General features: G+C 45.0%; 10 protein-coding genes. 3 read left to right on the top strand and 7 right to left on the bottom strand.

Going from position 1 to position 14,508, the window contains the following annotated elements:
* Positions 1-125: 125 nt before the first annotated feature.
* From ASG89_RS10375 to ASG89_RS10350, 6 genes are all read right to left on the bottom strand, one after another.
* Positions 126-785, bottom strand: a complete 660-nt coding sequence (locus tag ASG89_RS10375) for a prolyl oligopeptidase family serine peptidase (RefSeq protein ID WP_057310505.1) — start codon at positions 783-785, stop codon at positions 126-128.
* Between the two features lie 235 nt (positions 786-1,020).
* On the bottom strand, positions 1,021-3,036 hold the full coding sequence (locus ASG89_RS10370) for a hypothetical protein (protein WP_057310504.1): 2,016 nt from the start codon (positions 3,034-3,036) through the stop codon (positions 1,021-1,023).
* Positions 3,037-3,072: 36 nt separating this feature from the next.
* Positions 3,073-4,038: a carbohydrate ABC transporter permease gene (locus ASG89_RS10365; RefSeq protein ID WP_235549700.1), complete on the bottom strand. Its 966-nt coding sequence runs from the start codon at positions 4,036-4,038 to the stop codon at positions 3,073-3,075.
* A 12-nt stretch (positions 4,039-4,050) separates the two neighbouring features.
* A complete protein-coding gene (locus ASG89_RS10360; protein WP_057310503.1) occupies positions 4,051-4,974 on the bottom strand; it encodes an ABC transporter permease in 924 nt (307 codons plus the stop codon).
* Positions 4,975-5,143: 169 nt separating this feature from the next.
* Positions 5,144-6,679 carry an ABC transporter substrate-binding protein gene (locus tag ASG89_RS10355; RefSeq protein ID WP_057310502.1) on the bottom strand — a complete coding sequence of 512 codons (1,536 nt, stop codon included), beginning with the start codon at positions 6,677-6,679 and terminating at the stop codon, positions 5,144-5,146.
* Between the two features lie 109 nt (positions 6,680-6,788).
* The gene (locus ASG89_RS10350) at positions 6,789-8,231 is read right to left on the bottom strand and encodes an ABC transporter substrate-binding protein (protein ID WP_057310501.1); all 1,443 of its coding nucleotides are present in this window, start codon (positions 8,229-8,231) and stop codon (positions 6,789-6,791) included.
* Positions 8,232-8,294: 63 nt separating this feature from the next.
* On the opposite strand from ASG89_RS10350, the gene ASG89_RS10345 reads away from it, so the two are divergent.
* Positions 8,295-10,136, top strand: a complete 1,842-nt coding sequence (locus ASG89_RS10345) for a sensor histidine kinase (RefSeq protein WP_057310500.1) — start codon at positions 8,295-8,297, stop codon at positions 10,134-10,136.
* Positions 10,120-11,730 carry a response regulator gene (locus ASG89_RS10340; RefSeq protein ID WP_235549699.1) on the top strand — a complete coding sequence of 537 codons (1,611 nt, stop codon included), beginning with the start codon at positions 10,120-10,122 and terminating at the stop codon, positions 11,728-11,730. The genes ASG89_RS10345 and ASG89_RS10340 overlap by 17 nt, the downstream gene beginning before the upstream one ends.
* A gap of 61 nt (positions 11,731-11,791) precedes the next feature.
* Here the strand turns inward: ASG89_RS10340 and ASG89_RS10335 are convergent, their stop codons facing one another.
* Complete coding sequence (locus tag ASG89_RS10335; protein WP_057310498.1) at positions 11,792-12,694, bottom strand: ArsR/SmtB family transcription factor; 903 nt, start codon at positions 12,692-12,694, stop codon at positions 11,792-11,794.
* 147 nt (positions 12,695-12,841) lie between these two features.
* Between ASG89_RS10335 and ASG89_RS10330 the strand changes: the two genes are divergently transcribed.
* Complete coding sequence (locus ASG89_RS10330) at positions 12,842-14,353, top strand: alpha-N-arabinofuranosidase (protein WP_057310497.1); 1,512 nt, start codon at positions 12,842-12,844, stop codon at positions 14,351-14,353.
* Positions 14,354-14,508: the final 155 nt, after the last annotated feature.

Here is a 14,508-nt window from a genome sequence, read left to right as displayed (position 1 = left end):
TCTATTTTGTTTTTCCCTCTTAATTATAAGCGCTTACATGCTAGGGAAAAATAAAATAATCTATGCCAACCTTCAAATTTCTATCCGACTTTGCAGGCGATAAAGAGCTTCCTAGTTGATCTAGCTTACCTGGGAAGACGTTGAGCCAACAGCCACTCATACACGTCCTTTCTTTGATAAACTTCCGTCCAGCAATCATGACCTGCATCGGTAATAACCGTATAGCGAATCGGATTTCCTATCGCCTTCACGGCTCGAACCATCTCCTCTGTATACATAATCGGAACAACATCATCCCGGCTGCCATGAAAGGTCCATATCGGCATCTGGGTCAGTTGGCTTGCTCTCCAAGACATGCCGCCGCCGCAAATCGGCATAATTGCTGCAAACAGCTGCTGGTGCTCCATTGCGATTTCCCAAGTTCCAAAACCGCCCATGCTGATTCCAGTCAAATAGACCCGCCGTGGGTCCACGCGATATTGCCGCTGAACTGCATGCAATATTTCCAATACGCGATCCTTTTGCATGATCCATACGGAACCTTCTGGGCATTGCGGCGCAACAAGCAAGAATGGAAAAGACCTGCCCGCTGCCACTTCCTTCGGAGGACCATGCATTTCAAGTCGTGCGGAATCGTCTCCTCGCTCACCCGCTCCGTGGAGAAAAACCACAAGCGGCCATTCTTGTGTCCCTTCTTCCTCATAATCATGAGGCAAATAGACGCGATAATTAGCTTCAATCTCACGATTTAACGCAAATCTTCTTTTAGCTATCACTCTTCTCACAATGCTCATCCTTTCAGTTCATTTATCTTTAAAACGTCTATCGACGATGAAAAAAGCATCTACACCGTCCTGCTTGGACGATCGTGTTTCTCAAGAAAGCTAATATCACCAAATAGTAAGACGTTTACGGAATCCGAAACCATATACTTACTATCGGTAATCAGGAAAAGAGGAAGATAAGATTAGCTTATCTTCCTCCGTTTTACTGCTTTGCTTGCATCTTCGCACCTGCTAGTTAAACTACCCGTTGCAGCGACGGGACACCGCTGTATATGTCCTCCCCAGCGCAAACGATGCGACAGGAACCTGGTTCCACATGCACATCAATACGTTTCCCACGATGCAGGTATCCAATGATAGATACGTGCCCTTCAGCTAGGGGCTGCGGGTGCACAAGAAGACTGCCATCCAACTGCGGACGGATTCCCGCCATCCCCATGATGAGCGCTTGAGCCCCCGCCATACCCGCAATGTTATTGGCACGCTTATGTGCCGGCGTCTGCGGACGATCACAATAATGCTCCTGCGGAAAGTATGGCAGATGCTTGCCCATCCAGATATGACGCTTCATCACATCCCACGCCAGCTCAGACTGCCCAATCTCCCATAACGTCTGTGCCAGAATCGCGCCTTCTCCAGCAAAGCTGCCGCCTCCCGACCAATCTGGGTCGTTCAACTCGTAGTGCAGAGAATCCTCTGCAGATATACTGGATACCCCATATTCGCCTAAAAACGCGCCGTCACGCAAATGAGACAGAAGTGCCTGCTCCATCTCTGGCGTGCAAACCCCCATACGAAGGGAGTCGTAGTACTGAATCGAATAGATGTACTCCTTATGCCCATCTGGATATAGACTGCCGAACCACGCTTGCGACCTGTCCCACAGCTGCTCTTGGATTCCCTTACGTATGCCTGCCGCCTTCTCCCGCCATGCGGAAGCTCCCTCGAATCCAAAATGATCCGCCAACTCGCCCATGCGGTCATAACACCAAGCACGTTCTGCATTCGGACTAGCTACGGCATGCTCGAAACCGCTGCTGCGCATTTCTAGCAGGTGATGATGATTGCCATAATCGAGCAGTTCGCCATGATGCATCAGCCGCTCTTCATCCACTTCCAGAATTCTTTCCAACATCGGATATAGCTCTTTCACCGCACCATGCTGGCAGAATGTCGACCAAGCAAAATGGAAAAATGACCATAAGCTGTAGGAGTAAGGAAAAGGTTGATCCCCCGTGCCATCAGGGAAGAAACAAATATGCCGATCGATGCCGCCTTCGTACATGAATGTCAAGAAGTCCGCTGACTTCTCAGGGCCAAGCAGCATCGTGAGCGTTTGCCCAACATACCCTGCCGTATCCCACGGGTAGCAGCTAATTCCGCCGCCATCAATCCCTGAGACAGCCAGAAAGGGTTGAATTTTAAAATCAGGATGCTCCCACATACAGATGAGCCCGCTGATTAGCGACCTACGGTAGTAAGCTTCAAGACCTGGGATGTCGCTTTGCAGCTGAGGTACTGTCGCTTCCGCATGCGCAATACGCTTTGTCCAGCTATCCGATGTCTCTTGCTCCCACTCTGCCAAGCTTCCAGGCATCGTAACGTCGCACCCTGCTGCTGTAAATACGACAGCAAAGCGGAAAACAACTTCCTCACCTGGCAGCATTTCGGCTGTAAGCTGCTCATGAAGCATCATGATACGTACCGTATCCGTTTTCCATATATGATGATCGATGTTCGTCGCAGCCACGCCGCCTCGAGGTGGACAGAACCCCCACTCACCAAGTGGCACCTGATTCACCAGGCCTGGATTCAACTGCGGAACGATCGATAGTGGTATTGTTCTTCCGCAACGATTCGTGACCCGCACAGCGAGGACATAGCCTGCTCGCCCTGTTAAAGGCACGAGATCACTGTTGACATCCAGGGAATACATCTTCCCTTCCTTCAGCCAATGATAGGTACCACGGCGAAGAATTCGATCTGGCTGCCAAACCGCACCGGCAAGGAGCAAACCGCAATCTTCCTTGCCCAAGTTTCCCGTATCCTCAACTGGCATGCCGTCAGCCGTAAATTGCAGCTGCATGAGCAGCTCGCTAGCCGCATAAGGAGGGGAAAAGAAACCTTTTACACCAGTCACCGTGCCGTACTGCGGAGCCGTCACACTATATAAACTTGTGACCCCAATATGGCCCGGAGGAGCCACACTTTTGCGAAGATCGAATGCATATTTATCTAATAAACCTGTCATATTCGTTCACCATCCTGAAATTTTTATCTAGTTGAACTACCCTTTCACTGCACCTACAGTTAAGCCTTTCACAAAATATTTCTGCAAGAATGGATACACGAAAATAATAGGACCAACCCCGATAATCGCCATCGCCATCCGTACCGTTTCCGTCGGAATTGAAGCAGCCGCACTCCCTGCTACTGTTGCATCGACCATGCCTGAATTCAAATATTGAATATTATAAATGACCTTGTACATTAAATACTGTAAGCTCACCAAATTGTTGTTGGAGATGAACACTGAGCTCGGAAACCAGTCATTCCAATAGCTCAGCGTCTGAAAGAGTCCGATCGTGGCCATAACCGGCAGAGAAAGCGGCAGGACGATCCGACCGAAAATGCGGAACTCGCCGGCTCCGTCAATTTTCGCTGATTCGATCAAGGAGACTGGAATCGTATTGGCGAAAAAAGTACGCATAATAATAACATTAAACGGCGCAACCAAATGCGGAATAATGAGCGCCCATAAGGTGTTTTTCAATCCTGCTGTCGAATACGTCAAATACCAAGGAACCAGTCCCCCGCTGAAGAGCATGGTGAAGAAAACGGCAAAGGCAAGGAAGTTCCGATACGGCATATCCTGGCGAGATATAGGAAAGGCAAGCAATGAAGTCAAGAGTAGACTGCCAATGGTTCCCACGACTGTGACGGTAATCGTAACCCCGTATCCTCGCCATATTTTATCTGCATCTTGGAATAAATAACGATACGAATCTAAGGAAAAAACCTTCGGAAATATATTGTATCCGTGTGTTAGAATTGCTTGCTCGTCCGTAAATGAAACCGAAATGACTAACAACAGCGGGTATAAGCAGACAATACTGAGCAGTGTGAACATGATAACTAGTAAAGTATTTGCTAGAGGAGATATCCGATTGCTGTAACTATGTGTATCCACCTTAGCACGCTGCGCTGTATCTATAGATTTTGTTTCCATATGTGTATCTATGTGAGTATTCATGTCTCTTCCCCCCTAGAACAAAGCATTTTCCTTGCTTACTTTACGCACGACGAAATTGGTCAACAGCACGAGAACAATACCCACTGCCGACTGATACAATCCGGCTGCCGCCGACATGCCCACATTTCCGCTGACGAGTAAGGACCGGTAGACAAACGTATCAATGACATTCGTTGTATCGTATAATGCGCCTGTATTTAGTGGCACTTGGAAAAACAAGCCGAAGTCTGCATTAAAGATTCTACCGATCTGCAGGATGACCAGTACAATAATAACTGGCGACATTAATGGAATCGTAATCTTTCGGATCTGCTGCCATTTGGATGCCCCGTCTATGACAGCCGCTTCATAATACTCTTGATCAATCCCGACGATAGCCGCCAAATAAACGACCATGCTATAACCGATATTTTTCCAGAGATTAACCAACGGCAAGATTACGGTCCAATACTTCGACTCTGTATACCAGGAAATCTCGGAATAACCAAGTGGTTCAAGAATCGCTTTATTGATATACCCATACCCGCCGAGGAAGGCATAAGCTAGATAACTGACTACTACGAATGACAGAAAGTACGGAAACAGTAAGCTGCTTTGAAAAAACTTGGTCAGTTTTTTGCTCCTCAACTCATTCAGAGCAATCGCAAGGAAAATTGCACATGCCGTATTCAAAACAATAAACAACGCATTGTACAGCACCGTATTTCTCGTGGCCACCCAAGCATCCTCTGTCTGGAACAAGTACTTAAAGTTGCCAATCCCCTCCCAAGGACTGTGCAGGATACCGTCCACAAAGTTGTAGTTCTTGAAAGCAACGATCACACCAAACATTGGAATATAATTATTGAAAATCAAAACCAATAGCGGTAACAGCAGCATCAGGAATAAGGCTCGGTGTTTGACAATGTTGAAAAGAAATCCTGTGCGTCGACTCATGGGGTCCACTCCTCTTTTTCTAGGTTTCTTCTATTGTAAGAGAGCACCCTAATTTGCTGAATAAAATTATCTAAGAAAACATTAAAATTTCTATGCATTTCTTAAGGTACCGAAAACATGCAAAAAAACGCTAACGATCCTAAAGATCGCCAGCGTTTCCCTAAAGAGATTATTTTTTTGTACTCAAAAACCCATCAAGCTGCTTTTGTTTTTCCGCAATAATTTTATCCAGACCTGCCTTCTTCATCTTATCAATGAATGCAGGAAGCTCCTTCTCATAATCTAATACGCCCGTGCTAAGTCCATCGATATAAGCATTGTAAATGTTGACGATAGCCGCTTCTTCATTTTTCACTGGCTCTGCGTCGTAACTGAAACCTACAATTTTGGATGGCGTTGCTGACTCATTGAACTTCTTGTATTTCTCCCATTTCTGCGCATCTTCGTTATCCCACAGATAGTTGATGAATTGCTTACCAAACATGTAGTTATTCCCTGGTGAGTAACCCGTTTGACCGGCTTTCATGCCATCAGGTACAGAAATGATATTACCGCTTTTCTTCACATAATGCTTCCCTTCTACACCAAATACAAGTGTATTTAGGATTTTCTCATCCGTATGCATTAAGTTGATCAACATCATCGCGCGATCTGCATTTTTGGATGTACGTGAGATTGCCGTCATGGCACCGCTCAAATCACCGCTTGATGTGTACGGCTTCGTCAGCTCAACTTGCACCATAGGGTGACCCCATTGTTGGCTCAGCACCGCATCCTTACCTGGTGTCAGCTGTTGCCACTGCGCAAATGTTGTACCCGCTTTGTTAGAAGGTCCTGCGTCTTTTTGTGTTGCAGGATCCTTCTGGAAGTACCCTTTTTGATTCCAGTCTTTCAACAATTTCAACGTTTGCTGCATTTCTGGCGATTCCCATTGGTTAACCACTTTGGTTGTGCCGTCCATTTTGATTGCACCTGGTACTGCCCCGTTGCCGATTTGTTCGAATGGAATTAAGGAAACGTTGTTTTTGCCGCCCCAGAACGGTGTAACGGTTGTTTCTTTCTCCTTAATTGTTTTCAACATTGGCTCCAAATCCGCATATGATTTGATCGTGCTGATATCGAACTTATATTTGTCGACGAGTTCTTTATTCAACACAATGCCGAATTGACTCGCCATTTCTTTCTCTACTGGAATCGCATACAGCTTGCCACCAACAGCTGTTCCTGATAATAGGAGCGGATTCATCTGGCTTTTGGTCTCTTTCGCAAATTTATCGAGTAAAGGAGTCAGCTCTAGAAATGCACCTTTCGCAACGTTACCGCTGAAGTTGTCCCAGCCCGCTGTGAAAAGGAGATCGAATGGCTCCCCGGAAGCTGACATCAAATTAATTTTCTGTGCCCAATTCCCCCAGTCAACCGCATTGATCTTGACAGTAGCATTAATTTTATCCTTAAGCAGCTTGTTTAATTCCGCTTCTACAACAGCTTTATCCTTTTGTTCCGTTCCTGGATAATAGATCGATAATTCTACAGGCTCAAGTGCTGGCTTGCTGCTGGGTGCTGCTGATGCTGCAGAAGCTGCTTGCGCACTCGGTGCAGGACTCTCACTTGCAATATCGCTTTTCGCGCAACCCGCCAACGCCATGGATAAAACAGTGACAGAAGCGAGAAGTGTTGCCCCGATTTTCTTTGATCTAACTTGCATGTAAAACCCTCCTTATTGGTTGAACGCTAAAGTAATTTGCTTTCTGTCCCCATTGTAGACGCTTCGATTGTGGAACTGAATAAAATTATCTATGACAACCTTCAAAAATCTATTGCCTTTTCTTTAACGGGTTCCGAGGGTCAAACTGCGGTTTCACGTAATCATTGTAGTTGATGAGATTCCTAAGAACGGCATCGTCGAGCGAAATGTTATACTGCATAGTCAAGTTATTGAGTATTTCTGCGGGTGAAAGGATTCCTTGCATAATGTCTCGATAAGCCTTCATGCGCGACGTGTCTCCTAAATCTTTCGGTGAAAAAGGGGTTTGGATATTTTGCAAAATGAATTTTGGTTCCTTCGGATATGCTGATTCTTCCTTGCTTGGAAGAAAAGCATTAAACTGCGGCTGTACCGGTTGGTATTGCGGATCGTTGGTAATCCCTTCAAGCGTAGGTATCGCGCCGCCCAGCTTGTACAAAGTCCCAAGATATTCGGCGGAATGGAGGAATTTCCACAATTCCACCGCTTCGGGCTTATGTTTGGTATACGCATTAATGGCGAAAGGAGACTCCGGATAGATCATCAATGCTCCTTGTCCCGTATCCGATGGCGTCAGCAGCGGGGGCATAGCAAGCCCCCAAGGAAATTGAAAAGACTTCATTTGGCTGAGCATGACAAAATCACGGTTGGTCACATACATCATCCCGATATTACCTTCGGCAAATTGTGTTAACGCCGTGTCGCTCTTGAGCGACGTTTCCCCTGGAAATAAGCCTCCTTGCTGCTTCATGTCCAACATCGCTTGAAACCAAGTCCGATACACCATGAAGTCGTATTTTCCTTTGGCAAAATCATAGTAATTGACGCCACTGTATGTGTTCGCAATTTCTAATGCCTGTTGAAACCCTGCCCAATCCTCACCAGCAGGGAGTGCAAAGCCGTATTTTTGGTAGCCTGTGCCCGCTTGGGAGATCTTATTCGCATATGATTTCAATTCTTGCAAGGTTGATGGGGGATGTTCCGGATCGTAGCCTGCTCTCGCTAACAATTCTTTGTTATAAATGAGCCGTAAGGTCATCATGCCAGATGGAATCGCGTAGAAGTGATCGTTATCCTTCGTATAGTCGAGTGTCCATCCTGGAAATGCCTGCAGCTCCTTCTGGGAAATGAACTCCGATAAATCTAACAGCCAGTTCTTGTAGATATATGGTGTTAACCACCCCGTACCGATTTGAAAGACGTCAGGCCCTTCGTCGGAAGTCATTTGCATATTCAGCGTCTGGTCATAGCGATCACGGGGAAGATTGACCACTTCCACATAGGTTGCTGGATGTGAGGAATTGAATTGCTCAATTAAACTTTCGATAACTTTCAGTTCCTCCGAAGACTGGACAGCTAGTGTAAGTTTGGCTCTCTGATCGGTAGAAGTCTCTTCCTCTTCACCTGGAAATTGTGCATCCTTGAAGCTGCAACCCGCCGTTAGGACTAAAACGATAGTAACAATTCCAATAATCAGTCGTTTTGTCAACGCCAAACTAAAGCTTTTCTTCATAAATAATTCCCCTTATAATGTTGGTTAAAGCAGGTCATTTCGGGCCCTAAGGAGGCGATTGCCATGCTCCGGAAAGTTGCCGCTTATGTTTCATTAACCCAGACAAGCTTAAAATATCGACTTTTGCTCTACTTCTTAATTCTGGTAATTCTGCCTACATCCATTATTTCGGTTACGATATACAATGAATCCTATCAAACGATTACGGAAAACATTAACGTCTCCGTGCAAAAAAACCTTAACATGGTAGAGACCATTTTGCTGAAGAAATTTGAAGAAATGGACGGCATTGCGGAATCGATCTATTTGAATCCAGACATGCTTGAAATCTTATCTGCCGAACATCCTACCGATCAAGTTTCTACCGTTAATGAATTGGCAAATTTAAATAAAATCATTGATGGTTACCGTGTAACTGGCGGACCTCAGACCCAATTCGCACCGAAACTGTATATGCTGGACAGGCCCGAATACTTGCAGTACAACTTTTCCAGAAACGTTTCTACTATTAGCCAGATTGAGCAAGAGACCTGGTACACGAAGCTGCCTCCGAAAGCGCCATACTCGATCGCAGGGTTGTATGCGCATTCATCAGCGACTGGAACCTCCTATACGATCAAGCTTGCCAAAAGATTATTCGGCTTGAACAACGTGATCATTCCTTATGTAGGTCTGCTGACAATTGATGCCGATATTGATGATTTTAACGACATACTTGTTAAGCTTAAGCCTTCTAAGAACAGCTCAATTCTCATCATGGACAGTCATGCTACCGTCATCGTAAGCCCGGACTTAACCTTGCTAAATCAAAGTCTTGCCACAGCCCCTTATATTCAAAATATGAGGAAGAAGCAAGAGCGTACAGGCTCTTTCGGGGAGAAGATTCAAGGTGAGTCTATGCTTGTGTCCTACAGACAAATCGGTTCACTAGGTTGGACTGTCGTATCTGTCTCTCCGATCACCGACCTGAATGCCAAGCTTATCTCTTTCAGAAAAGTGATGTATGCGGTATTGGCGCTATGCATGGTTCTCGCCTTTGTCATTGCTCTGCTGCTCTCAGGTAATATTACGAACCCGATCCGCAAATTTATCAAATCGATGTCTTATGCACAGGAAGGCAACTTCGATATTCAAATTCAATACAAGCGCAAAGATGAGTTTACCTACCTGTTCAGCGAATATAACAAAATGATACTTCAGATCAAAGAATTGATCAATAAATTGTACGTCAGTGAGATTAAGAAGAAAGAAGCGGAGCTAAAGGCGCTGCAAGCACAGATTAATCCCCATTTCTTGTACAACACGCTGGATTCCATCAATTGGATCGCACTGCGCAATAATGTGCCGGATATCAGCCATATGGTCACCTCTTTATCTGACTTTTTCCGTTACAGCTTAAGTAAAGGACGCAGCATCATTCCCATTGAAGATGAACTGAGGCAGGTCGAGAGCTACTTATCCATTCAGCAGGTTCGGTTCAAAGAGCGGCTCGAATATGCAATTGAAGTAGAGCCTGAAGTGTATGGGCATTTTACAGTTAAACTTATTCTTCAGCCATTAGTAGAAAATTCGCTCCTTCACGGGATCGAAAAAAGGCGTGGTAGAGGAAGGATCACTATTCGAGCTTATAAATCGCAAGAGCAAATTGTCATTGAAATCAGCGACAACGGGATAGGTGCCAATGTGTCTGAACTCAACGCAATGCTTCAAGGCGACTATGGTTCAGGCAAATCGTTTGGCATGATAAATGTAGATCAACGGATTATACAAGTGTTCGGGGATGGTTGGGGGATTCACTACAAGGAACAGGAAGATGGTCCTGGCCTTACGGTCACAGTGACGTTCCCGGCGATTTTCTCACTGGAAGGGTTGGATGAAGATGCTCAAGATGATCTTAGCCGATGATGAATACAATGTCAGAGAAGGACTGAAGGAAGTCGTCCAATGGGACGCCTTAGGTATCGAAATCATTGCTGATGCAGCCGATGGCCAAGAAGCGTTCGAGCTTTGCCAGCAATTAAAACCAGACATACTGCTTACTGATATTCGAATGCCGATGATGGATGGTCTGGAAGCTGCCATGAAATTGAAAGAGCTTGAAGACCCTGTTCGGATCATCATTATCAGCGGTGCGCAGGATTTCAATTATGCGAAAACGGCATTGAGCTTGCATGCAGACGGTTACATTTTAAAGCCAATTAAAATTAATGAGCTGGAAGACACGGTAAGAAAGGTCGTTTCTTCTATTTCCTTGGAACGCAACCGAGAGGAGAAGAGCCAGCAATTACAACAGCAATTGCATGAAAACATGCCGGTGCTGCGCGAGAAATTTCTAGCTAACTTAACACAGGGCATGTACAAAAGCGAAAAAGATGCACGGAATAAAATTGATTTTTTTGAGATTCCCTTAGAAATCAAAAGTCTTCTCGTTGTAGCCGTGATCCAAATTGACGAATATGACAAAGCGATCGAGAGGTACACAGAAGAGCATAAACAGCTTCTTAACTTCTCCGTAATTAATATTTTGGAAGAAATCGCCGAACGAAACCGGGCAGGCATTGCCTTTTACATGAACGAGAATGAATATGTCATTATCTTTAACCAGGCTGCCCAGCGCGATAATCGTCATCTAGCCATTTGCCAAGAGATGATTGATTGCATTAATACGTATCTGAAAATGTCCATCTCCGTCGGTGTCGGCAACCCCATTCAGAAAGTGTATGACTTACATTGCTCCTATCAGGAAGCTCAACTTGCGATCGCATACAAATTCTATACAGGAAAAGATTCCGTTCTTCAGATCAGCGATTTCCAAACGAATAAAAATAATATCGAATACCCGAAACTCTACGAAATCGAAACCAAATTGATTAACTTTATGAAATTAGGCAATAAAGATGAAGTATCTAGCATAGTCGATGACATCTTCCAAACCCTTTGTGCCAATCACAATCTGCCTGTCGATTATGTGCAAAGTATTTGTATCGAGCTTATTCATATGGCGTCTAGAACGCTCTACGAGTTTGGGGAAAATATTCAACTCATTATTCCAGACTATTCCGATTTGTTCAGTATAATTTACAGCAAGCGAGAAGCCTCTGAGCTTCGGGATACGATGTTAACTCTTTTCGAACAGCTGACGCATTACTTTGCTCAGAAGCAGACGAACAAAAACAGCAGAACTATTCAAAAGATCAAAGAAATTATCTCGCAAAGCTACATGGAAAACCTCACAGTTGCCAGACTATCCGAAGAAGTCTACTTATCACCGAACTATATCAGCCTTATTTTCAAGCAGGAAACAGGTGAAAGCGTCACAGAGTATGTGACCAAAGTTCGGATGGAGGCTGCCAAGGAATTATTAAAAGATCCTGATCTCAAGATATTAGATGTTTCCGACATGGTCGGCTACGAGAATTCCACCTATTTCAGCACCGTATTTAAAAAGTATACAGGCGTGCATCCGCAGAAATATCGTGCACTTTTTCACATAACCTGAGTACATGTAATCAAGTCCGACAAAACGCTATGATTTCGATCCGTTCGAGTTATAGCGTTTTTCACTCATAATAACATCTCATCCAGATATCCTGATCGTAGTTCCCAAATCCCTTACCGAATAGTGTTAAACCACCGCGACCACGCTTGGTATCCTTCGCGCTAATTCGAAATACCCAGTATTTCGGATCCATTCGCAGGTCCGTGATGCAGATATCTGAAAGTCGTTGACCATCCATATACGTTCCACTCTCCGTGATGCGAAGAACCTTCAGCAGCCCGTATTGATTCACGTCAGAGTGCCACCACTCTGGGGTCAGCTTCCCTCTTGTCTCCCCATAATCGCCAGGGCTTGTCCAGGTACCCAGCTGTGTTTCATTCAGAGTAAAACAAATATCTGAGGGCCAATTTTCATTCACTTGCGGAGCTTCCGATCCAATTTCCAGCGAAATTTCAATTTCCCTCAAGCTGTCATCTTTTAACAAATAATTGGGCACTTTATACTCGACGAACCCCTTCGCAAACCAAAGAATGCCTGCATGTACCCTTTCTGGATCCATAAAATAGGTCGGATTATCATAATTGCCAATTACCTTCTCGGTAGTGGCAAGTCCACATGTCGGCCATGCTTCATAATCGGTGTAATGGCCAATAGGAACGGACACTTCCTTACATTTGTGCAAGGCGGTTCTTTCTGGCGAGAGCTTAATTTGCAAATAGGACGTATTCACATAGCAATATTTATAGGTACCGCCGTTAACACGCCTCATCTTACTCCCTACGAGTCCTGCTTGCTCGAGTTTGTTAACATGACTGCTGACAATCGCATTACTGAGATAGAGCTCGGCAGCGAGTTCCTTAATATGCATTTCCTTGATGAATAGTTTATCTATGATTTTCAGGCGAACTTCACTCGCCAAAGCTTCATATACTTGAAGCGACGCAGCATCCGTCTTTAGATACATCCGTTCACACCCTTTAGAATACGTAATTTTGTTAATCCTTAAAAATAAATATTGAAGATTAACTCTATTATCGTTCATAATAAAGATGAAATCAACAAGCAATGAATTCACGAATAAGCTAATTCTAAATATAAGGAGCGATAGATCATGTCTTTACGTTCACAAATGCTCATCGACAAAAATTTTGTTAAAGCTCAAATTGACCCTCGCCTATATGGATCCTTTATTGAACACCTAGGCCGCGCTGTTTATGGTGGTATATACGAACCAGATCACCCTACTGCGGATGCGAATGGCTTCCGACAAGATGCGATTGAAGCTATCCGCGCGCTGCAAGTTCCGATTATTCGCTACCCGGGAGGCAACTTTGTTTCTGGTTATAATTGGGAGGATGGTGTTGGACCTAAGAAAGACCGTAAGCGACTGCTTGAGCTTGCTTGGTGGACAACGGAGACGAATGAAGTGGGCACGAATGAATTCGCTGATTGGGCGAAATTAGTTGGTTCAGAGGTTATGATGGCTGTTAATCTCGGTACACGCGGCATCGATGACGCTAGAAATTTGATCGAGTACTGTAATCATCCATCTGGCTCTTACTATAGTGATCTGCGCATTTCGCATGGCTACAAGGAACCTCATCGTTTCAAAACCTGGTGCCTTGGCAACGAAATGGACGGGCCTTGGCAGATCGGCACCAAGACAGCTGTGGAGTATGGCCGCCTCGCGAATGAAACCGCAAAAGTGATGCGTTGGGTAGATCCTACCATCGAGTTAGTGGCATGCGGCAGCTCTTCAAGCGGTATGAGTACTTTTGCAGATTGGGAAGCTACTGTCCTGGATTTGAGCTATGAGAATGTTGACTATTTGTCGCTGCACGCTTATTACAATAATAATAGCAACGATACAGCCAATTTCCTTGCCTCATCACTTAATTTAGATAGTTTCATTAGCAGTGTCGCAGCCATCTGTGATTATGTGAAAGCCAAGAAGCGCAGTAAGAAGAAGCTTATGCTCTCCTTAGATGAATGGAATGTCTGGCATACCATTGGATCAAGTCGCGCTGAAGAGCGTTGGCAGATTGCTCCACCAGAATTTGAAGATGTGTACACCCATGAAGATGCACTAGCCGTTGGCTGTTTCCTTATTACGTTGCTCAAGCATGCTGATCGTGTCAAAATGGCTTGCATGGCGCAATTAATTAACGTTATTGCACCGATTACGACAGAAACTGGCGGTCCGCTGTGGCTGCAAACGACCTATTATCCATTCCTTCATGCTTCCATCTACGGCAGAGGAACGGTCCTTCATACCGTCAATTCTTCACCCAAATATGATTCCAAAGATTATACAGATGTCCCCTATCTGGAATCGATTTGCGTTTACGACGAGGAACAGGGTCACATTACTGTCTTTGCTGTCAATCGCCATCTTTCAGAAGCTATGGAACTTGATCTGGATATCCGCAGCTTCGGAGAAGTCAGCTTGATCGAGCACATCGTGCTAGAACACGAAGACCTGAAAGCCGTGAACACAAAGGCTAACCCACACCATGTGACGCCACATCATGGTGGTCTATCCGTTCTTGACAATGGCCACGTCAAAAGCAATCTTACTAAAGCATCTTGGAATGTTATTCGTCTTCAAACCAAAAAAGGATAAGCCGATCCTAGACGTCATTAACGAGGGTTTCCCAAAAGCCATGCGGTTGCAAGTGGCGGGGGAACCCTCGTTTTAATTTACGCGGACAGGCGATTATGCTCCATTGACCGACTCTCCGGTTAGGGCATACAATAAGAGGAATCCCCTTTGAGAGG

This window comes from Paenibacillus sp. Soil766 (assembly GCF_001428105.1).
Taxonomy (GTDB): Bacteria; Bacillota; Bacilli; order Paenibacillales; family NBRC-103111; genus Paenibacillus_E.
This window is presented reverse-complemented; position numbering and strand designations above follow the sequence as displayed.

Bases quoted from the DNA above. Each gene is read 5' to 3' on its own strand.
- ASG89_RS10370 (WP_057310504.1), bottom strand. From the start codon at position 3,036: ATGACAGGTTTATTAGATAAATATGCATTCGATCTTCGCAAAAGTGTG.
- ASG89_RS10365 (WP_235549700.1), bottom strand. From the start codon at position 4,038: ATGAATACTCACATAGATACACATATGGAAACAAAATCTATAGATACA.
- ASG89_RS10360 (WP_057310503.1), bottom strand. From the start codon at position 4,974: ATGAGTCGACGCACAGGATTTCTTTTCAACATTGTCAAACACCGAGCC.
- ASG89_RS10355 (WP_057310502.1), bottom strand. From the start codon at position 6,679: ATGCAAGTTAGATCAAAGAAAATCGGGGCAACACTTCTCGCTTCTGTC.
- ASG89_RS10350 (WP_057310501.1), bottom strand. From the start codon at position 8,231: ATGAAGAAAAGCTTTAGTTTGGCGTTGACAAAACGACTGATTATTGGA.
- ASG89_RS10345 (WP_057310500.1), top strand. From the start codon at position 8,295: ATGCTCCGGAAAGTTGCCGCTTATGTTTCATTAACCCAGACAAGCTTA.
- ASG89_RS10340 (WP_235549699.1), top strand. From the start codon at position 10,120: ATGATCTTAGCCGATGATGAATACAATGTCAGAGAAGGACTGAAGGAA.
- ASG89_RS10335 (WP_057310498.1), bottom strand. From the start codon at position 12,694: ATGTATCTAAAGACGGATGCTGCGTCGCTTCAAGTATATGAAGCTTTG.
- ASG89_RS10330 (WP_057310497.1), top strand. From the start codon at position 12,842: ATGTCTTTACGTTCACAAATGCTCATCGACAAAAATTTTGTTAAAGCT.